The sequence below is a fragment of the Candidatus Limimorpha sp. genome, assembly GCF_056203535.1.
In genome coordinates this window covers 1-21,730 of record NZ_JBADWU010000009.1, presented here as the reverse complement: position 1 = coordinate 21,730, position 21,730 = coordinate 1, and the positions used below count along the sequence as shown (strand labels likewise).

18 protein-coding genes are annotated in these 21,730 nt (G+C 45.1%); 11 read left to right on the top strand and 7 right to left on the bottom strand.

Going from position 1 to position 21,730, the window contains the following annotated elements; genetic code table 11:
• The first annotated feature begins 155 nt into the window (after positions 1 to 155).
• From AC06MN_RS00930 to AC06MN_RS00915, 4 genes are all read left to right on the top strand, one after another.
• On the top strand, positions 156 to 1,955 hold the full coding sequence (locus tag AC06MN_RS00930; RefSeq protein WP_475670482.1) for a DNA polymerase III subunit gamma/tau: 1,800 nt from the start codon (positions 156 to 158) through the stop codon (positions 1,953 to 1,955).
• 241 nt (positions 1,956 to 2,196) lie between these two features.
• Positions 2,197 to 4,236, top strand: a complete 2,040-nt coding sequence (locus AC06MN_RS00925; protein ID WP_475670481.1) for a M13 family metallopeptidase — start codon at positions 2,197 to 2,199, stop codon at positions 4,234 to 4,236.
• Entirely contained in the window at positions 4,236 to 4,805 is a 570-nt protein-coding gene (locus AC06MN_RS00920; protein WP_475670480.1) for a 1-acyl-sn-glycerol-3-phosphate acyltransferase, read from the top strand. The genes AC06MN_RS00925 and AC06MN_RS00920 overlap by 1 nt, the downstream gene beginning before the upstream one ends.
• 131 nt (positions 4,806 to 4,936) lie before the next feature.
• Positions 4,937 to 6,394: a hypothetical protein gene (locus AC06MN_RS00915; protein WP_475670479.1), complete on the top strand. Its 1,458-nt coding sequence runs from the start codon at positions 4,937 to 4,939 to the stop codon at positions 6,392 to 6,394.
• Positions 6,395 to 6,547: 153 nt separating this feature from the next.
• Here the strand turns inward: AC06MN_RS00915 and AC06MN_RS00910 are convergent, their stop codons facing one another.
• Positions 6,548 to 8,767, bottom strand: coding sequence for a sodium-translocating pyrophosphatase (locus AC06MN_RS00910; protein ID WP_475670478.1), 2,220 nt, complete (start codon positions 8,765 to 8,767; stop codon positions 6,548 to 6,550).
• 214 nt (positions 8,768 to 8,981) lie between these two features.
• Between AC06MN_RS00910 and AC06MN_RS00905 the strand changes: the two genes are divergently transcribed.
• The 6 genes from AC06MN_RS00905 to AC06MN_RS00880 all read left to right on the top strand — a co-directional run bounded on the left by AC06MN_RS00905 (position 8,982) and on the right by AC06MN_RS00880 (position 14,018).
• Positions 8,982 to 9,569 (top strand): bifunctional nuclease family protein, encoded by a 588-nt coding sequence (locus AC06MN_RS00905; RefSeq protein ID WP_475670477.1) that lies wholly within the window; start codon positions 8,982 to 8,984, stop codon positions 9,567 to 9,569.
• On the top strand, positions 9,566 to 10,432 hold the full coding sequence (locus AC06MN_RS00900) for a hypothetical protein (RefSeq protein ID WP_475670476.1): 867 nt from the start codon (positions 9,566 to 9,568) through the stop codon (positions 10,430 to 10,432). The genes AC06MN_RS00905 and AC06MN_RS00900 overlap by 4 nt, the downstream gene beginning before the upstream one ends.
• 208 nt (positions 10,433 to 10,640) lie before the next feature.
• A complete protein-coding gene (locus AC06MN_RS00895; protein ID WP_475670475.1) occupies positions 10,641 to 11,945 on the top strand; it encodes an MFS transporter in 1,305 nt (434 codons plus the stop codon).
• Positions 11,946 to 12,024: 79 nt separating this feature from the next.
• Positions 12,025 to 12,435 carry a four helix bundle protein gene (locus tag AC06MN_RS00890; protein WP_475670474.1) on the top strand — a complete coding sequence of 137 codons (411 nt, stop codon included), beginning with the start codon at positions 12,025 to 12,027 and terminating at the stop codon, positions 12,433 to 12,435.
• A gap of 150 nt (positions 12,436 to 12,585) precedes the next feature.
• The gene (locus tag AC06MN_RS00885) at positions 12,586 to 13,413 is read left to right on the top strand and encodes a thymidylate synthase (RefSeq protein ID WP_475670473.1); all 828 of its coding nucleotides are present in this window, start codon (positions 12,586 to 12,588) and stop codon (positions 13,411 to 13,413) included.
• A 107-nt stretch (positions 13,414 to 13,520) separates the two neighbouring features.
• Positions 13,521 to 14,018, top strand: coding sequence for a dihydrofolate reductase (locus AC06MN_RS00880; RefSeq protein ID WP_475670472.1), 498 nt, complete (start codon positions 13,521 to 13,523; stop codon positions 14,016 to 14,018).
• Positions 14,019 to 14,094: 76 nt separating this feature from the next.
• Here AC06MN_RS00880 and AC06MN_RS00875 read toward each other — a convergent pair whose 3' ends face one another.
• From AC06MN_RS00875 to AC06MN_RS00850, 6 genes are all read right to left on the bottom strand, one after another.
• Entirely contained in the window at positions 14,095 to 15,615 is a 1,521-nt protein-coding gene (locus tag AC06MN_RS00875; protein WP_475670471.1) for a leucine-rich repeat domain-containing protein, read from the bottom strand.
• Between the two features lie 165 nt (positions 15,616 to 15,780).
• Positions 15,781 to 16,461 (bottom strand): GNA1162 family protein, encoded by a 681-nt coding sequence (locus AC06MN_RS00870; protein WP_475670470.1) that lies wholly within the window; start codon positions 16,459 to 16,461, stop codon positions 15,781 to 15,783.
• A gap of 2 nt (positions 16,462 to 16,463) precedes the next feature.
• Positions 16,464 to 16,913, bottom strand: coding sequence for a hypothetical protein (locus tag AC06MN_RS00865; protein ID WP_475670469.1), 450 nt, complete (start codon positions 16,911 to 16,913; stop codon positions 16,464 to 16,466).
• Entirely contained in the window at positions 16,910 to 17,257 is a 348-nt protein-coding gene (locus AC06MN_RS00860) for a hypothetical protein (protein ID WP_475670468.1), read from the bottom strand. Before AC06MN_RS00860 ends, AC06MN_RS00865 begins: the two co-directional genes overlap by 4 nt.
• A 1-nt stretch (position 17,258) precedes the next feature.
• Complete coding sequence (locus AC06MN_RS00855) at positions 17,259 to 18,143, bottom strand: CsgG/HfaB family protein (RefSeq protein WP_475670467.1); 885 nt, start codon at positions 18,141 to 18,143, stop codon at positions 17,259 to 17,261.
• A gap of 70 nt (positions 18,144 to 18,213) precedes the next feature.
• The gene (locus AC06MN_RS00850) at positions 18,214 to 19,047 is read right to left on the bottom strand and encodes an ATPase (protein WP_475670466.1); all 834 of its coding nucleotides are present in this window, start codon (positions 19,045 to 19,047) and stop codon (positions 18,214 to 18,216) included.
• 148 nt (positions 19,048 to 19,195) lie between these two features.
• Here AC06MN_RS00850 and speA point away from each other — a divergent pair, with 148 nt between their 5' ends.
• On the top strand, positions 19,196 to 21,085 hold the full coding sequence (gene speA, locus AC06MN_RS00845; protein ID WP_475670465.1) for a biosynthetic arginine decarboxylase: 1,890 nt from the start codon (positions 19,196 to 19,198) through the stop codon (positions 21,083 to 21,085).
• Positions 21,086 to 21,730 lie beyond the last annotated feature (645 nt).

Sequence of the window (21,730 nt, the reverse complement as noted above, 5' to 3'; positions counted from 1 at the left end):
ACATTTAATTCGTGGGTAAAATTACAACTTTTTTTTAGTTGAGACACAATCTGATAATATTTGTAGCAGAAAATTTCAACGAAACAATGTTTTCTAATAAGGAGACTACATTATAACGAAAAAATCGTATTTTTGTCAGTTTTAATTTGAAAAAAATGGAGAATTTTGTCGTATCTGCAAGAAAGTATAGACCAGCGACTTTTGACACTGTCGTGGGGCAAGAGTCCATCACATCGACCCTGAAAAACGCCATCCGCAACAACACTTTGGCACAGGCTTTCCTGTTTTGCGGTCCGCGCGGCGTGGGTAAAACCACTTGCGCCCGTATCATGGCCAAGACCATCAACTGCCTCCACCCGACCGAAACGCTTGAGGCCTGCAACGAATGCGAATCGTGCAAAGCCTTCAACAACAACGCTTCATTCAACATCTACGAACTCGATGCCGCATCAAACAACTCGGTGGAAGACATCAGAAGCCTTGTCGAGCAGGTGCGCATTCCCCCGCAAATCGGACAGTATAAGGTCTACATCATCGACGAGGTTCACATGCTTTCGTCGGCAGCTTTCAACGCCTTCCTGAAAACCTTGGAAGAGCCGCCCGCGTATGCCAAATTCATTTTGGCCACGACCGAAAAACACAAAATCATTCCTACCATTCTTTCACGTTGCCAGATTTTCGACTTCAAGCGCATCACCGTTGAGGACATTGCAAAGCATCTCGCTTTCGTCGCTTCGAGCGAAGGCATCACCGCCGAACCCGAAGCCCTCAACATCATCGCCCAGAAAGCCGATGGCGCCTTGCGCGACGCACTCTCCATTTTTGACCAAATGGTCAGTTTCTCGGGCAAAAACATCACCTACAAGGATGTCATCGAGAACCTCAACGTGCTGGATTACGACTATTATTTCAAAATCGTCGACGACATTCTGCAAGGCAACACGACCGACATTCTGCTCCTGCTCAACGACATCATCAGCAAAGGCTTTGAACCGCAGCATTTCATCAGCGGATTGGGCAACCATTTGAGAAGCCTCTTGGTGAGCAAGGATGCCGCCACCGTGCAACTATTGGAAGTCAGCGAACAATTACGGCAGCGCTACATACAGCAAGCCACCGTTTGCCAGATGCCATTCCTTTTGAGAGCCTTGGACATCAACAACCAATGCGACATCAATTACCGCAGCGCCAACAACAAGCGTCTGCATTTGGAAATTGCCTTGTTAAAAATGTGTTCCCTCTGCTCGCAAGCCTTGAACATGCCCGAACCAACGAACAATGCGAGGCCTGCTATGAATCCATCACAACCGCAAGCAAGACCTGCCGTTACCCAACAACCTACACCACAACCGCAAGCTCAGCCAATGGCTCAGCCCGTTCAGCAGCAACAACATACGCCGCAACCGACAGCGAACCAGCAACCCGTTCAGCAACCTCAGCCTGCTCCACAACCAACTGCTGCACCACAAGCGCAAAGCCAGCAACCTACGACAACGGCAACCCGTCCGAGAGGCATCAGGAGTTCCATTTCCATCATGGGTGCCATGGAACAAGCTGCAAAGAAAGAGGAAGGTCCGGAAGAGACTTGGAACAATCCTTTCACGCAAGCACAATTAGAAACAGTATGGGCTGATTTTGTGGAAAAACACAGAAACGTTTCACCGAGTTTTGCTGCCAGCATTGGAAAATACAAACCCACTCTGGGAGCAAATTTCGAGATTCATTTTCCTGTCGATAACATGCTTTTCGAACGCGAAACCGATAGCATGGTTGCCCTTAAAACACATTTAAAGAACACATTACATAACAATCAATACAAACTCATTCCAGAAGTTCAGGAAAAGCCCGCCGAGATTGATGCTTATACCGACAAGGACAAATTCGAGAAAATGGCGCAAGCCAACCCGATGCTGCGCATGATGCAGGCGGAACTCAAACTTGAAGGAGACCTTTAATTTGAAAAGTGGAAAGTTTTAAAGTGGAAAGTAATAAAGTTAGGAGTTAGGAATTAGGAGGAAAGAGGAAAAAGTTTTAAAGTGGAAAGTTGGGATGCACCGAGTGCGTCCGTGAAGATGAAAAGAGCTCACGTCCGCCCTGAAAGGGCAGTCTATCAGAGCGAAGGGCAAAGTGAGCTTGCGAACGGCACCTTTCGCAAATTAAAAATAACGACAAACAATTCAATTAAATTATAATCAAATGAAGAAAACATTAGCAGCCATGATGATTTTATGCACAGTGGCAACAGGTTGCTCGCAGAAGGGCAACGAGCCGGCTGAGACCAAAGTCCCCGCCATCGACACAGCCAACATGGATTTGAGCATTAAGCCGGGAGACGACTTCTTCCGCTATGCCAACAACAAGTGGTTACAAAACAACCCGATTCCTGAAGAATACACCACCTACGGTGCATTCACCGAACTCGACCAGCGCAACGAGTTGCAGATTCAGGAAATCATCAACGAAGTCTCCAACGACAGCACCGCCGCCGAAGGCAGCGTAGCACAGAAAATCCGCGACTTCTACAACGCAGGCATGGACACCGTGGCCATCGAAGCACGCGGCTACAGCGAACTGCTCCCATACTTTGAAAAAGTCGATGCCATCACCGACAAAGCCGACTTGGCCGAACTCATCGGCTATATGCACACGCAAGGTTTCGGCGGTTTCTTCCACGCTGGAGTCGGATCTGACGACAAAAACGCCGACATGGTTATCATGCACGTTTACCAAGGCGGCCTCAGCCTGCCTGACCGTGACGACTACTTTGACGAAAGCTCAAAGGAAATGCGTGAAAAGTATGTTGAACACGTTGCCAACATGTTCAAGCTCATTGGCACCGATGCCGAAACAGCTGCAAACATGGCCAACAACATTCTTGCTTTTGAAACCCGTCTCGCCGAAAAATCACTGACCCGCGTCGAACGCCGCGACCCAGACCGCACCTATAATAAAATGACGCGCGTTGAGTTGCAAGCAAAGTCACCAGTCTTCAATTGGGATGACTATTTCAATGCTCTTGGTGCCCCAGCTTTCGACAGCCTCAACGTCGGTATGCCCGATTTCATCGTCGGCCTCAACAGCAACATCCTCAACACTGACCTTCAAGTCATCAAGGATTATTTGAAATGGAAACTCCTGCACGGCGGCGCAAGTTCAAGTGCACTCAGTTCCGACCTCGACAATGAAACTTTTAATTTCTACAGCAACTATCTCTATGGTCAGGAAGTGCAGCAGCCGCGCTGGCGTCGCATCCTCAATGCCACATCAGAGTGCCTGGGCGAAGCCATCGGCCAAATCTATGTTGAGAAATATTTCCCGGCAGCCTCCAAGGAAAGAATGGAGGACCTTGTCGCCAACCTGAAGACCGCCCTCGGCGAACGCATCAAAGTCCTTGATTGGATGTGTGACGAGACCAAGGCCCTTGCCCTTCACAAGCTGGACTGCATGAACGTGAAAGTCGGCTATCCAAACAAATGGGAAGATTACAGTGATTACACCGTAACAAGTGAATCATACTTCCAGAACATCTGCAATGCCTGTGTCTTCAACAACAAGAAAGACATGGCCAAACTCGGCAAACCTGTCGACAAGGAAGAATGGTTCATGCCTCCGCAAACCGTCAACGCTTATTACAGCCCTGACAGGAACGAAATCGTTTTCCCAGCTGGCATTCTGCAAGCACCTTTCTTCAGCCAAGATGCTGACGATGCAGTCAACTACGGTGGCATTGGCGTGGTCATCGGTCACGAAATGACTCACGGTTTCGATGACCAAGGCCGTAAATACGACGAAAAAGGCAATCTCAACGACTGGTGGACTGAAGAAGATGCCGCCAATTTCAAGGAACGCACGCAACGTCTCGTCGAACTTTTCAACGAATTCGAACTCCGTGGCAATCACATCAATGGCGAACTCACCCTTGGCGAAAATATCGCTGACCTCGGCGGCCTGAACATCGCTTGGGACGCTTACCAGATGACCGAAGAAGCACAGCGCAACGAAAGCATCGACAACTTCACCCCTGCCCAGCGTTTCTTCATCAGCTATGGCACCATCTGGCGTAACAACATCCGCGACAAGGCCCTCGAACGCCGTATCAAGGAAGACGTACACTCACCGGCGGAAGCCCGTGTCAACCGCGCACTCGGCAGCATGCCTCACTTCTACGAAGCATTTGAATGTGTCGAAGGCGACAAGATGTATATTGCTCCTGAAAACCGCGCAAAGATCTGGTAATGAGCATCAGAAAAGCAATAGGAAAATTTGGATTATGGGTTGGCGGCTGGAAAGCCGTCAACTCCATACCCAATGACATCCGCAAATGCGTCTGCATTGTTGCGCCGCACACTTCCATCGAGGATTTTTTCGTCGGGTGGGCTTTTTTCTGGTCGCAAGGACTGCATTTCAAAATGATGATGAAAGCCGAGTTTTTTAAATATCCGATTATCAGAGGTTTGCTGCTGAAACTCGGTGCAGTTCCAGTCAATCGTGGCCATCGCAACAACCTCGTTGAGCAAATGATTAACATGTTCAGCAAGAACGATGAAGTGTTTCTGGTCATCTGTCCCGAAGCCACGCGCAAGAAAGTCAACCAATGGAAACGCGGTTTCTATTTCATTGCCGAAGGCGCAAAACAACCCATCGTCTTAGGATTTGAAGATTTCCAAAAGAAAAGATGCGGTTTCGATAAAGTGATGATTCCATCGGGAAATTACGAAAAAGACTTGGCCGAAATTTGGGATTACTACAAGGACATTAAAGCGAAGTTCCCCGAAAAATTCAATCTTGACGAACAATATCGGTGAGAAAACGTTAATGTGGAAAGTATTTAAGTGGAAAGGTGAAAAATAGCTCCCTGAGTTTGTCGAAGGGACGTTTCAGAGTTCCAAAGTTTCAATAGATAACTGATAACCGAAAACCAATAACAAGCCCACGCATGATTGATTTACAGACTAAAATACACGACAAATTCACCTTGGAGTTTAAAGTCGGTTTCATTGCGAAGAAAAATCAGAACATTCTGAATGTCAACGATTTCGTAATGAATACCTGGATTTTCGTGCCCAACAGTCTCGACATCAACAAAAGCAAATATCCGAAAGAGAATTTCTATCGCGACATCAAGTCGGGCGTGAGGCTCATCACCCCGAGCTACCTATTACACGATTTGGCCAACAACGACACGCTTCTTCCCTACCAGTTGCTTGAGACAAACATCAAGGAAATTCAAGCCGATGCCGAAAACCATGACACTTTGCTTCATGCCGTCAAAATGTATTGCGCCATTTCGAAAAGCTCGACACGCGAAGCCTACAACACCATTACAAAAAGCAAAGATTCAAATCTATGTTCACAAACAATTGATTTCCTGAATGATGCGTCAAAAGTTCTTTTAAAATTCCGCAACCTTAAAGACCAGCTTGATGAAAAGACTGACCAACAGATTCTGCAAGCCTTCCGCTACGGCGATGAGTTTTTGAGCAACATCATGGAGCAATACGGCTATAGGTTGCGCGAGTTTATCCGCCTTAGACATCAAACTGAATACCAACAACTTGAACCGATTTTCAAAAAGGTACTTATCGCTGAAAAAGAATACAAAAACGCACGAAACTACCTTCGCATACATCGCGAAAGCGAAGACGGCAACGGTCGTTTCGTCTACCATGCCAGCCTGCTGAAAAAATTCGCCGAGAGCGACCTTTTCCTTCAGGCCAACAAAAGCCACAACACCTTTCTCATCGAGCAGATTTTCTACAGTGCAGCAGCCGGCATCGCCATGATTTTCGCCACCGTCACCTCGTTCTTTTTCCAGCAGAAATACGGTAATTTCACTTTCCCATTTTTAGTCGCCTTGGTCATCAGCTATATGTTCAAGGACAGGCTAAAGGACTGGCTGCGAATGATTTTCGCAAAACATCTCAGCCAGAAAATTTATGATACGAAAACCGTTTTCCGCATCAACAAGCAGAAAATCGGTTGGACCAAAGACAGCTTCGATTTCGTTGAAGGCGACAAAGTACCCGAAGAAGTGCTCAAGACGCGGCAACGCACCCAGCTTTTCAGTATGGTGAGCGGCAACGACGAAAAAATCATCCTTTACCGAAAGAAAGTGCAGTTGCACCGCGACCAACTTGCCAAGGCAAGCCCTTACCCACTCAACGGCATCAATGACCACATTCGCTTCAACATTACGGAATTCCTGCGCAAAATGGATAACCCCAACATCCCATTGCAAGCCTCATGGGAAGACACCAACTATTCCGAAATCATCGGGAAGAAAGTGTATTACATTCATTTTGTAATCCAATGCACGTTTGAAGGGCAGACCGAATACAAGCACATTACATTGGCCTGCAACCGCGATGGCATTGTGGATGTGAAGGAAATGTAAACCAGAATAAACCAAAAAGTTGATAAATATAAAAATCTGGAGACAAAAAAGGTTCAAATCAAAGACACAAACTTTTTCTTGAAACAAAGCGGTGCTTTTATCAACAAAAAAAGGTGACCATCCGGCCACCTTTTAATATTCGGATAAAAATCATTACAGCAAGTGACAGCTTACGGTCAAGCCAGCCATAACGATGGAGACCATGCTCATCAGCTTGATAAGAATGTTCAGTGAAGGACCTGACGTGTCTTTGAATGGGTCGCCAACGGTGTCACCGACCACGGTTGCCTTGTGGCAATCGGAACCTTTGCCGCCGAAATTACCTTCTTCAACATACTTCTTGGCATTGTCCCAAGCACCGCCTGAGTTAGCCATGAAGACTGCCAGAACGAAACCAGCCGACAGACCGCCAATCAGAAGACCAAGCACACCAGCCACACCAAGGATAAGACCTGTGAGAATAGGAACGACGATAGCCAGAATTGAAGGCAGCAGCATTTCGTGCTGAGCGCCCTTTGTGGAAATGGCCACGCAACGCTCGTAGTCAGGCTCGGCCTTGCCTTCAAGGATACCCTTGATGGTGCTGAACTGACGACGCACTTCTTCAACCATCTTCTGGGCAGCACGGCCAACGGCATTCATGGTCAGGCCGCAGAAAACGAAAGCCATCATGGCACCAATGAACACGCCAACCAAAACGATTGGGTTCATCAGGTTCACATTATAATAATTCATGAAATCGACTAAAGTAGCCGAAGCGGTATCAACGAAATCCTCACCGATTTGAAGTGTCGTTTCACCAACGCGCACCAAAGCAATCTTGATTTCTTCAACGTATGAAGCCAACAGAGCCAAAGCCGTCAAAGCAGCCGAACCGATGGCGAAGCCCTTACCTGTTGCAGCAGTCGTATTGCCGAGAGCATCCAGAGCATCGGTGCGCTGACGCACTTCTGGTTCAAGGCCGCTCATTTCGGCATTACCGCCAGCATTGTCGGCGATTGGACCGTAAGCATCGGTAGCCAAAGTAATGCCCAAGGTTGAAAGCATACCGACAGCAGCGATGCCGATGCCATACAGACCTAATGAAAGGTTTTCCGCAGTAAATGCAATGTTGAAACCATTGGCGCACAAGAAAGCGAGCACGATGGCAACACCAACAGTAACGACCGGAATAGCCGTTGAAAGCATACCGAGACCCAGACCAGAAATGATTACGGTAGCAGGACCCGTCTTTGAACTTTCAGCCACCTTTTGAGTTGGCTTGTAAGTCTGCGAAGTATAGTATTCAGTTGATTTACCAATGATTACGCCAGCCACAAGACCGACAACCACTGACAGTGAAACCTGCCACCACTGGCTGCTTTCGGTACCGAACAGCCAAGCGAAAATGCCGAATGTGGCAACTGCAATAAGAATAGCAGCCGTATTCGTGCCACGGCTCAAAGCGCCAAGCAACTGTTTCATGCCAGCGTTTTCCTTTGTCTTGACTAAGAAAATACCGATAATGGAAAGCACGACACCCACGGCAGCGATGAGCATAGGAGCCAAAACAGCTTTCATCTGCATACCTTCGACGGCTGATGTAGCGAAAGCAGCAGCACCCAAAGCCATGGTAGCCAGAATAGAACCAGCATACGATTCGTAAAGGTCAGCACCCATGCCGGCAACGTCACCGACGTTATCACCGACGTTATCGGCGATAGTGGCTGGGTTACGCGGGTCGTCTTCAGGAATGTTGTACTCGGTTTTACCGACGAGGTCGGCACCGACGTCGGCAGCCTTGGTGTAAATACCGCCACCCACACGGGCAAACAAAGCCTGAGTGGAAGCACCCATTCCGAAGGTCAGCATGGTGGTGGTAATGGTAATCAGGTTGGCTTCAGCACCGACAGCAGCCAAAAGGTTGGTGCCATTCAGCACGAGGAACCAAACGGAAACGTCCAGAAGGGCGAGACCAACGACTACAAGACCCATGACGGCACCCGAACGGAAAGCGACCTGCAGACCGCTGTTCAGCGATTTACGGGCGGCATTGGCTGTACGGGCCGAGGCGTATGTAGCCGTTTTCATACCAAAGAAGCCAGCCAAACCGGAGAAGAAACCACCGGTAAGGAAAGCGAACCACACGATGCCATTCTGCAAATCGAAGAGCGACATCACGAAGAAAATGAGAGCCAGAACCACAAAAACGATGATGACCACCTTGTACTGTTGCTTCAGGTAGGCCATGGCGCCTTTGCGGACGTGTGCCGCGATTTTCTTCATCAAATCAGTTCCTTCATCTTCCTTCATCATTTGCTTGTAGAAGATGAACGCGAATGTCAGCGCCAGAATCGACGCCACCAATACGCAGTAAACAATAGCATTTGTCATAAATGAACCTTATTTTTAGTTAAACATTAATTGATTTCATGCCTAAAAAACGGACAAATATAGGGTTTTATCTATTTGAAAAATTATCTTTTCTTTAGAAAATCGCGAAAAAGCAACTTTTTTTTGCTAATCCGAAAAATGTCCGTATTTTTGACGATTGAAGGAAGAAGGTTTTATTTTGTAATAAACGCCTAAAACGCAACAATTTTCGCAAATGAACAAGGTAGCATTGGAAATCATGGGCATGTCCTACAGCGAGTCGCAGACGGGGGCTTACGTCCTCATCATGGGCGACAAAAACTCGCAACGGAGGTTGCCCATCGTCATCGGGAGCAACGAGGCGCAAAGCATCGCCATGGGCATTGAGCGCCAGAAAAACAGCCGTCCCCTCACCCACGATTTGTTTCTGAATTTCGCAAACAGCTTCAGTATCAACATCAAGGAAGTCGTCATCAACCGTTTCCGCGAAGGCGTGTTCTATGCCGTTCTGGTCTGCGAACATCTCGGCGAACTCAGCATGATTGACGCGCGTCCGTCCGATGCCATCGCCTTGGCTGTGCGTTGTGGTTGCCCAATTTTCGCCTACGAATCGGTCATGGACGAAGCCTGTATCATCATGGACGATGAAAACCAAGTTATGGACAACGACGAGGGAACCGAAGACACACCTATTATTAATAATGAAGAATCCTTGCAGCAACTGAGCGAAGCGGAATTGGAAGACCTGCTCCAGACCGCCATCGAGGAAGAGGATTATGTGAAAGCCGCCGCCATCAGAGATGAACTAAACAGCAGAAAATGAGAATGGAAAGCCTATCACCTAAAGAAGAACTGCAATATAAGGAAAATCACCACATTGTGGTGGATGGTGTGCTTTATGACAAGGAAAAAGGCATTTTCACCTTCGATTTCGGAAGCGACAATCAGTCAAACAAGGTTGAATTACTGCCACAAACCCACAAAATTGATGCTTTCGGACGCTGTTTCTATTACAGTTACGAATTTTCGCCCGACTTGGATTCCGCTATCAGAACACAATTCATCAGGCACATCAAGTTTGAAGAGGATTTCAGCAACACGGATGATTTCAAATGCTTCATTAACAACGCCGTAGACTCATTGGATAAGGAAGTCTGTCTTCCTTTGTTCAAAGCATTCATTTATCCCAAATCGATGTCGGAACTCAACAGAAAACTTTTGTCGAGCCTTTCGCGTCTGTCTTCGCCCGATGTGATTGAAATTGAGATGATTAAAGAGTTGCCGCAAAACATCCTCTTCGACTACGAAAGATACCGCGTCGAAGTCCTTGATGCCCTGCAACCTGATGGCAGACCGAGATTTACGGAACAAGCCAAGGCCGAAGCCATAAGCATCATCAATGAAATCATGGATGACATTCACAAGAAAGACTATTTTTCCATTGCAAGGGATGTGAAGAAAGCCCGCTACAGAAACTACATCAAGAACTTCTACAAATTTGAAAATGAGTATTTTGAATCCATTTATCGGAGCATAATCAATTCAAATGTCCTTCTTTTCGACGACATCGTAACTACCGGAACGACCATTTATCACTTACTCAACTGCCTGAGATGCGTGAACGACAGCAACAACATCGCCATTTACAGTCTCATTGGCAACGACAAGGTGAAAGACCTGTTTTAGCATAATCAATCTATCTAATAATGAATCAATCAATGAAATGGTTATCGGTTTTCAGTTATCGGTTATCAGTTTTCAGTTATCAGTTTTCAGTTTTTTTAAAAGTTCAAAATTGTTCAAAAAGTCTAAATGTCCAATGGTCAAATTATCCAAAAGTCTAAAATTCAAATCTTTAAATCTATGAATATTAAATTTTAAATCATACAAACACATGAAAGCAATCAAGTTTCGTTTAATCGTGATGAATTTCCTCATCTTTGCTGTATGGGGAGCTTACCTGACCTCCATGGGAAGTTATCTTGCCAACGCTGGCTTGGGGGCAAAAATCGGATGGTTTTATTCAATTCAAGGCATCGTCAGCTTGTTTATGCCAGCTCTTATTGGAATCGTAGCTGACAAACGAATTCCCGCCAACAGATTATTAGGCGTCTGCCACTGCATAGCCGCCATCTGTATGGCCATCACCGGTTACATCGGCATGACATACGGAAAAGATGTCACATTTGCACAACTTTTCATACCATACACTATCAGCGTTGCATTTTTCATGCCGACCATCGCACTCGGCAACTCCGTCAGCTATACGGTACTTACACAGGCCGGTCTCGACACCGTCAAGGCATTTCCTCCAATCCGAGTGTTCGGAACTATCGGTTTCATCATCTCAATGCTGCTCGTGAATTTCATCAAGGCAAACGGCATTTCGTTCCAAATGACTTACAATCAATTCTTTGTCAGCGCCATCTGGGGCATAATCCTTGCCGTTTACGCATTCACCTTGCCTACCTGCCCTGTCAACCGCAACCAAGGCAAGACTTCACTTGTCGACGCATTGGGTCTCAGAGCTTTCAACTTGTTCAAAGACAAGAAGATGTGTATTTTCTTCATCTTCTCAATGTTGCTTGGCGTTTCATTGCAAATCACCAATGGCTATGCCAATCCTTTTATCTCAAGTTTCGCTGCCAATCCCGATTTCCAGAATCTGTTTTTCACCAAGAACGCGAATCTGCTCATCTCCCTCTCCCAACTGTCAGAAACGCTTTGCATTCTCTTGATTCCATTCTTCCTGCGCAAATACGGCATCAAGAAAGTCATGCTGATTGCCATGTTAGCATGGGTGTTGCGTTTCGCTTTCTTCGGATTAGGCGACACTGGCAGTGGCGTTTGGCTGCTCATCCTTTCCTGCATCGTTTACGGCGTTGCTTTCGACTTCTTCAATATCAGCGGTTCGCTCTTTGTTGAAAAAGAAACCGATGAAAACATCCGTTCCAGCGCACAGGGCGTTTTCATGATGATGACCAACGGCTTCGGTGCCACCATCGGCACCCTGAGTGCCCAAGCTATCGTGAACGCTTTCACGCATTACGAGGAAGTTGAAGGCATTGGCTACACCGTCGGCAATGCGGCCAATTCTTGGTCGACCGTGTGGTATATCTTTGCTGCATTTGCTTTGGTGGTTGCTGTTACATTTGCCATAGTTTTCAAGTATAAGCACAATCCAACGGCAGAAAAATAGTTCAAATAGTTTATAGTTCAAAATTGTTCAAATGCGCTACGCGCGATAAAAAATCAAATCATATAACACACAATTATCTATGAAGCAAGTCCGATATTTTGAAGACCTTGAAGTTTGGCAAGCTGCACGCATATTCGCAAAAAGAATATTCGAAATAACCGATTCTGAAAAGTTCAAATGGGAACACAGGCTGACGGAACAAATGCACGCCTCATCTGGTTCTATCATGGATAACATCGCAGAAGGTTATGAAAGAAATGGAAATAAAGAATTCATCAATTTCCTATACTATTCAAAAGGTTCATGCGGTGAGATTAGAAGTCAACTGACAAGATGTCTCGATGTTGGACTTATTTCCGAAGACGATTACAAAATCCTGAGACAGCAAGCTATTGAAATATCTGTTGCAATATACAATCTCATCAATAGCATTTATGATTCTGGCTTCAAAGGAGTTAAATATTGTCGTCCAAATGAAAAAGCGCAGTAAAAACAATCATAATAGTTCAAATGCGCTTCGCGCTATAAAAGACGAAATTGTTCAAAACAGTTCAAATCATTTTTCGGCGAAAATTTTTTGAACAATTTTGAACAATTTTGAACTTCTTCAAACCATATTTTTCCACCCTAACCTCTCGCAATGAAGCAATACATCGACCTGCTGCAATACATCCTCGACCACGGCATTCAGAAAGGCGACCGCACGGGAACCGGCACCATCAGCGTGTTCGGCTACCAGATGCGTTTCGACCTTCAGGAAGGATTTCCGCTTGTGACCACAAAGAAAGTCCATCTGAAATCCATCATCCACGAACTGCTGTGGCTTCTGAGCGGCGACACGAACATCAAATATCTGCACGACAACAAAGTGAGCATCTGGGACGAATGGGCCGACCCAAATGGTGACCTTGGTCCCGTTTACGGTGCCCAATGGCGCAACTGGAACAACGAAGGCATCGACCAGATAAAGGAAGTGATTGAAAGCATCAAGAGCAATCCGAACAGCCGCCGCCATATCGTAACGGCATGGAATCCATCGGTTTTGCCTGATGAGCATGAGAAAGATTTCTCCGCCAACGTCGCAGCCGGAAAAGCCGCACTTCCACCCTGCCATGCATTTTTCCAATTCTATGTGGCCGACGGAAAACTATCGTGCCAACTCTACCAGCGCAGCGCCGACGTGTTTTTAGGCGTGCCTTTCAACATTGCCTCCTACGCCCTGCTGACCATGATGGTGGCACAGGTCTGTGGCTTGCAGCCCGGCGATTTCGTCCACACCTTCGGCGATGTCCACATCTACAACAACCTGATTGAGCAAGTGAAGACGCAGCTTTCGCGCGAACCGCGTCCATTGCCGACCATGAAACTCAATCCGGAAATCAAGGACATCTTTGCCTTCAAATACGAAGATTTCACCCTTGAGAATTACGATCCTTATCCGGCCATCAAAGGAGAGGTTAGTGTGTAGGATTTGAATTTATACCTATTAATTAATGGTTTTCTGTTATCGGTTATCAGTTTACAGTAATCTGTTGACTTATAACCGAAAACTGAAAACCGAAAACCAACAAGAAAATGACAATATCCATCATAGTAGCGTTAGCCGAGAACCGTGCCATTGGAAAAAACGGTGATCTGATTTGGCATCTTTCAAACGACCTGAAGCATTTCAAGCAAATCACAACGGGGCATTCGGTCATCATGGGCTACAAGACTTACCTGTCGTTACGCAATCACAAGCCTTTGCCCAACCGCCGTAACATTATCATTTCCACGCGACTCGACGAAGCTCCCGAAGGATTCGAACTAGCACCATCCATTCCCGATACCATGAAATTAGTGGAAAACGAGGAAGAAGTTTTCATCATCGGCGGCGGACTGATTTATGCGCAATTTTTACCAATTGCCGACAAGCTTTATCTGACGCGCCTTGAGAAGTCTTTCGAAGCCGACACCTATTTCCCATACATCAATTTCGACGAATGGAACCTGCTTGACATGGAAGTCATCGACAATGACGAACAGGCCGATTTCATTTACCGTTTCGAGGAATGGGAACGCAAGGTGAAATGACAATAGTTTTGATTTAGAGCAATAACAGAAAAAGCCGTCGCAAGCGACGGCTTTTTCCATTTATTTCAACTTGTCTTTAAAGTTCGGCCTTGACAACCGACTTGCTTATCATGCCGTTATCAGTCGTAATGCGGACAATGTAAACGCCAGCATCGAAACCCGAAAGGCTGATTTGAGCCGACTGGACATCAGCAGGTTCGGCATCGTAAACCACCTGACCCAAGGTGTTCATTATGGTAACATGACGCATACCATCGCAAACCACATTCAGCACATCGTTAGTTGGATTTGGAAACAGCTGAATTTCCGGTTCGGCAAACGAATTCACATTTAGCGTTTCGCTGAAATATGCCGTAAGGGTGCGGTCGGCGGTTGCCTCAAAGCTGTACTCAGCCTCTGTCGAGACCTGCGCTCCGTTTTCCATCCAGTAATCGAACTTATAGCCAGATTTTGGTGTTGCCAACACTTTGCAAATTCCAGTCTCGCAGTCAGGTAATTGCGTTATTGCTACGCTTCCCATTGTTTCGTCTGACGAGAACAGGGCAATGTCGTAAGGGTTGAACTCATGAAAATTGCTGAAATAGTTCCATGCTTCAGCTTGGCTGTATGCTTCAGAACTACCGCAAGGAACATATACAGGAATAGAATCATTCAAATGTATAAATACGCCAAAAAACAATCCATCACTATATGACGCCGGAGGAGTTGACGTCATGGAAATAATGGATGCAATGCCTCTGCAATGATAAAAAGCATCATAACCAATTTCAGCCACGGAATTGCACATGATTAGAGTTGTGAAACCACTACACTCAGAGAATGCCAACTCACCAATTGAAGATACGGAATTGCCGATTTTAAGCGAGCCGTTGAAACCACTACAACCATTAAATGCATTTCCACCAATTGAAGAAACGGAATTGGGAATAATCAGAGAGCCAATGAAACCGCGACAGCTTCCGAAAGCCCACACTCCTATTGTTGTCACAGAGTTGCCGATATTCAGCATTCCATTGAAACCTGAACAGCCTTGAAAAGCACAATTACCAATTTCTATTACCGAATTACCAATGTTCAGCGACCCCGTAAAGCCATAACAATCAGAGAAAGCACCATCTCCTATGATTGTAACAGAATTGCCAATGTTCAGAGAACCGCTGAAACCACTGCAAGCAGAAAAAGCATGTTCGCCAATTGTAGTAACGGAATTGCCAATGTTTAACGAGCCAGTGAACCCTCTGCACAATTCAAAAGCACATTCGCCAATTGAAATCACTGTATTTGGAATGTTTAATGAACCAGTTAAGCCATCACATTCTTCAAAGGCATAATCACCGATTTCAGTCACCGTGTATGTAATCCCATCATTCGCCACCATTTCCGGCAGCACAATATCACCAACAGGCTTTTGGAATTCATCCCAAATGGTGTAATCGTCAGGGCATGTCAATTTCACCTTGCGTGCGTCCTCGTCAATGATTTTGTAGTAAAGTGTCTGCCCCGTACTGCAAACAGCCAAGAAATCGTAATCTTGCGCCCAAGCGACACCTATGCCCGCAAAAAGGGCGAGAATCAATGTAAAAATGCACTTTTTCATTGCGTTTTAAATTGTTGTTATTAAATGAATAAATATGTCATCACGATAATGAATTTCTGTTGTTATTTTGTTGCAAAATAAGGCAAATTCCATCAATATTGCAAGAACAAACAGAAAAAGCCGTCGCAAGCGACGGCTTTTTCATTAATCGAAGTTCAAGCTTACTCACTTAACCCTAGCTTTCATTTCTTTTTCCAAGGCTTTTTCTCCTTGGTCCAACTGATACAGCGGATTGTATTTTCCGCGTGGGAGGTCTGTCAGGCTGAAACTGTTGCATTTACGTGCTGCCACGATATTATCTGTGACAGCCGTGTTAATCAAAGTCGCGGTAACAGAGATAAGTTGGCCGACCAGCGAACTATTGCCCGAATCAACCGAGCAATCCAAGAAGTATTCACAACTTCTGTCAAACAGGATTTCATTGGTATGGGTCGATTTGATGACATAACTGATGTCGGTCTCAATGCCAAAGCCTTGCTTTTCCCATTTGTCGATTGTGGTGAAAATCACGGCATCAGCACCGAATACTTGACCAAACATCCCAACATTTTGCTCAACGAACATCTCAGCATCGTAAGCGCTTTCGGCCTTGAAAATATCCATAGCCAAATGCGGAGAAACGACATAATAGCCCATTTCGACCAACGGACGGCTAATGGAAGTGTAAAGGAACTCCTTGGCATCAACGCAAGTCGTGTTGTTAATCGGAGGCATCACCAATATGACGAGCGGCTTTTCTTCATAAAATTTCGGATACTGCTCGCCTCTTGTGAGACTACTTGAAGACCCACATGAGGCAAATGCCACACATAACACGATAAAAAACAATAATTTAGCTGTTTTCATAATTAATTACTCATTTGTTTAATAATTGGTGACAAAAATGTTGCCGACTCTGGGTACAATTCCATTTCCCGCTCTAACAATTCCAAACCTCTTTCGTGGAAATAAGAGGAATAGTCATCCATATTGCCGAACACATTCTTCTGCTTTGCAGTTGCATACTGAAGGAACATGCCTGCGGTTTCGGGCTTGAGCAGAAGATAACCATATTCAGCGCAAATGCCTGGTGGTATGACATTTCTGGCTCCACCAGGATTCTTAATCATGTATTCGTAAAAGCACAATAACTCGCACATGCTTTCAGGCGACTGCTTGTCGAAGGAATTATAGGACAATTCATCATATCTGGTGTAATTATCACTATTATGCGGTCTTCCCCAATTGTAGAGATTGCTCGGCCCTGAACAAGAGGCAAATAGCGCAAGAAAAAGTGCAGAAATCAATAATTTTTTCACAGCTCAATGATTTTGGTTTCAGAGGTAGAAATGACAACTTTCTTTGAATAGACTTCCTTTCCGTCCTTAGTCACTTTCACATCGTGAGTTCCAGGTGTAGTCGTAATCAGATATTTTGCCGTTTTCTTAATGTCTCTTCTCGTCTTGTGGGCGATTTTCTTGACTGTGAAAGTATCGTATGTCGTACCATCAACCGTTACGACGACCGGATATTGCTCATTGGCTTCAAGGCTGATGTATGCGACATCGTCACGACCAGAGCTGACGCTATAACTACCCACGCCACAGCTTGAAAATGATGCCATGATAAACAGGCAAACCATTGCTAAAAAGAACTTTTTCATATCACTTTTCCATTAAATAATACATTTCAAGATTCTCTTTGTCGAACGAATCACCCGAATAGGTGCAGAATGAAATTTCCGTTTCAGGGGTATTGCCGCTATTCATAATGACAGTCAACTCGCCAAGTTTTGTTCCCGGAAGCTCGATATTCATGCCGTTCTGAGGATTTTTCACCACCTTGCCTTTTTTATAAAGATAGAATTTCGTGCCTGGAATTACACCTTGCGATGCGCCGCCCGAAATGACATAATTATCATCATCACATGAAAGCAGATAACCTCTCCAAGGATTATCCATACATTTATTAATCACGTTTTCAACAAGTTGAGTCAAAGCAGCCGAAATAGCCTTGTCGCTTAAAGTAGCATCATAACCGGCCGAACCACCAATACCCATAGTGGTTTTAGTAGTAGTTTCGGCATAACCTTTAGCCTCGTCAGAATAAATGATCAAACCTGACGCAACATCGACAAGGCGAATGCTTACACCAGCTTCAACAGTCTGAGTCTTCGTGCTGGAGAAAATCTTGTTGTCGCCCTCAACCTTTCTTCCGAATTCAGTGATTGAGCCTAAGATAATGTAATCCGCACCGATTTTCTGCATATCGGCGCCAGCCTCTTCGACCAAGACATCCAAATCGTCTCTTTCCAAAAGGATGAATTTGCCGCTTGAAGCCAATTTCGACGACAGAATGTCCATCGCTTGTTTCCTCATCGGGTCGTTTTCCCTGTTGTAAAACAGTCCCTTGCCATATTGGGTTTCGTTTGTGAAACGGCCAATGGCAACTTTTCTTTTCAATGTCTTTTCTCCTTGTTCGCTCTGCGCAAACGCTGCCGTGCAGAGAAATGCACACAACAGCATCAAAATGACTTTTTTGTTTTTCATATTTAAATAATTTGAATTGTTTTCAAGAATCTCAGCAAAAATAAACTTTTAAATCCACATGGACGAATAATCACAGGTAGTAATCTATCAAACCATCAGCCGGCGATTGAATGATTTTGCCCAAATGGAGACCTTTTTCATCGAAACAAGCCTTCAAAATGGGTTTGAAATGAAAAGCGACGGAACCCACAAAACTGACACTCAAATCACTAAAGTTATCATAGCGTTCAATAAAGACACGAATAAACTCATTAAAACTATCCGAACAGATTTTCCGAATATAAGGATGGTTTTGATGTTCGCCGGCAAATTTGCAGAAATCAGCAAGATAAAGATTCGGCTGAGGGAAATGATACAATTTGTCGATAAAATCCTTGTGGGTCAGTTGATAATAAGACTCAAAATCCTGCCTCAAATCGGCGGGCATAAAACCGTAAAAAAAGTCACGCAAAATGGTTTTGCCAATATGAGTGCCACTACCCTCGTCACCAACAAGATAACCCAAAGAAATTGCTTGATTGACAATATTTTCACCATCATACAAACATGAATTGGCACCTGTCCCCAAAATGCACGCAATTCCTTTTTCGTGCCCCAAAAGCCCATGTGCAGCAGCCATCAAATCGTGCGAAACATGAATTTCAGCCGCAGGAAAACGCCGCTGCAATGCAGACGACACAAGCTGGCAATTCTTTTCATTGCCGCAACCCGAACCGTAATAATTGATTTTTTCGACATCACCAGGGCAATCCGAAGGAAATTCAGTGTCAATAATAGCCGTAATTGTTTCCCAATCCGTATAATTTGGATTAAAGCCTTTCGTCAAAAAGCGCATTACAACCTGCTGTTCTTCAATTAGTATCCATTCCGTTTTGGTGGAACCGCCATCCGCTATCAAATACATACTCCAATTTTATTGTGCAAAGAAAATAAAAATAGAGATATAATTCAATGTTTTTTATAGATTTGCAGCGATTTTTGACACGAAAAATGCAATCGTGCGCAGTGAAAACCAACTTTGTAATTAACAATCAGTAAATCAAGCATTTGAAATGAGAAAATGGCGCATTGAAGATTCCGAAGACCTTTACAATGTGAAAGGTTGGGGCGGACACTATTTTTCCATCAACGAAAATGGTCATATCATCGTGACACCGAAGGAGGGCTGTGCTTCAGTTGACCTTCCACAACTTGTTGACGAGCTGGCACTTAGGGACGTTTCGGCACCTATTTTGGTGCGTTTCCCCGACATTATCGACGACCGCATCAACAAAATCGACTCCTGCTTTAAGGAAGCGGCTGCCGAATACGAGTTCAAGGGACAAAACTTTGTGGTTCTGCCAATTAAGGTGAACCAGATGCGTCCGGTAGTCGAAGAAATAGTCAGCCACGGCAAGAAATTCAACATCGGTCTGGAAGCCGGTTCCAAGCCCGAACTTCACGCCATCATTTCACTCAACACCGATTCCGACTCCCTCATCATCTGCAACGGCTACAAAGATGAAGAGTTCATCGAACTGGCGCTTTTGGCCCAAAAGATGGGGCGTAAAATCATCATCGTCATCGAAAAGATGAACGAGTTGAAAATCACGGCAAAGATTGCCAAACGCCTGAAAGTCACGCCAAACCTCGGCATACGCATCAAGTTGGCCAGCTCCGGCGCGGGCAAATGGGAAGAATCGGGCGGCGACGGCAGCAAGTTCGGCCTTACCTCATCGGAAATGCTCGAAGCCCTCGACTTCCTTGAGGAGCACAACATGAAGGAATGTCTGAAACTTGTCCACTATCACATTGGAAGTCAGGTCAGTAAGATTAAAAGCATCAATATCGCCTTGCGTGAAGCCGCACAGTTTTATGTGCAGCTGCACAAGATGGGTTACAATATCGAGTTTGTCGACATGGGCGGCGGATTGGGCGTTGATTACGACGGCACGCGTTCCTCAAGCCCAAGTTCGGTCAACTACAGCATTCAGGAATATGCCAACAACGCCGTTTTCTCCATCGTCGATGTCTGCGACAAAAACGGTCTGCCTCATCCAAACATCATCTGCGAATCGGGACGCGCACTCACCGCACACCATTCCGTGCTGATTTTTGAAGTGCTGGAAACCACCTCGTTACCCGAATGGGATGAAGATGAAGAACCCGCCGAAGACGATCATGAACTGATTCACGAACTCTACAATTCATGGGACGAACTGAACAAAAACTCATCATTGGAAATCTGGCACGATGCGCAGGAAATCCGCGAAGAAGCCCTTAACCTGTTCAGCCTCGGTTTGTTAGACTTGAAATCACGCGCAAAAATCGAGCGTCTTTTCTGGTCCATTGCACGCGAAGTGAACCATATCGCCAGCGAGCTGAAACGCGTTCCTGAAGATTTCTTGTCATTGCCTAAACTTTTGGCCGACAAATATTTCTGCAACTTCTCATTGTTCCAATCATTGCCCGACTCCTGGGCTATCGACCAGCTCTTCCCTATCATTCCAATCCATCGTCTGGACGAAAAGCCGACCCATCTCGCCACCTTGCAGGACATCACTTGCGACTCGGATGGCAAGATTGCCAATTTCGTCACAAAGACCAACCAGCACACCATTCCGCTGCACACCTTCGACGAGAAAGAACATTATTATATAGGTGTGTTTCTCGTCGGTGCCTATCAGGAAATCCTCGGCGACCTGCACAACCTGTTTGGCGACACCAATGCCGTTCACGTTTCGGTGGATGAAAAAGACTATTCCATCGACCAAATCATTGATGGCGAGACCGTTGCCGATGTCTTGGAATACGTTCAATATAGCCCAAAGAAATTGGTTCGCAGCGTTGAAGCGTGGGTCACAAACTGTGTCAAAAACGGTAAGATTTCCGTTGAAGAAGGCAAAGAATTCCTTTCAAACTACCGTTCAGGGCTGTATGGCTACACTTATTTAGAAAACTAATCCCAAGCATCTATACATAACGCCATTCATTTGAAAGAAAATCAAGAAGTTGAATATCAGCTTCTTGATTTTCATTTTTGGCATTTATATACCATTTGACCTGTAAAAATTTCATGATAGCCATTAAGTTATGATGGATAATGACGAATTTGCTTGACTTAAGATCCCATCCTTTATCCGTACTACATTCCCCAAAAATGTTAAATGTTAAAATGTTAAATCGACCTCCGAAAAAGTGCCGCATTTTGCGTTAAAACGATAAATTGACACTGATTTTCGCGTGCGTGCGATATATATAATGTAATTATGATTAATAGAAAGAAGAGAGAAAGAAGAGAAGTGCAAAATATTGAAATCCATAGTGTTGGGTTTTTATTGACGGAGTTTGGAAACGATAAATGTGTGCATTTAACGTTTTAACATCTTAACGTTTTAACATCTATCCTGCTGCATTGGAAAACAGCCGAATTTCATTTCTCTAACTAGGGAAATTTTTTTCTCTAACTAGGGAAATCATTTTTGACTTTCAGAGTGCCCGAAATGTTAAATGTTAAAACGTTAAATGGATGGTCTTCCGACTTCCGTGAAGCCATCGATTTTTCGGTTTACATCTATCACGTTAGGTCAAAAAGTGTATTATTCCCT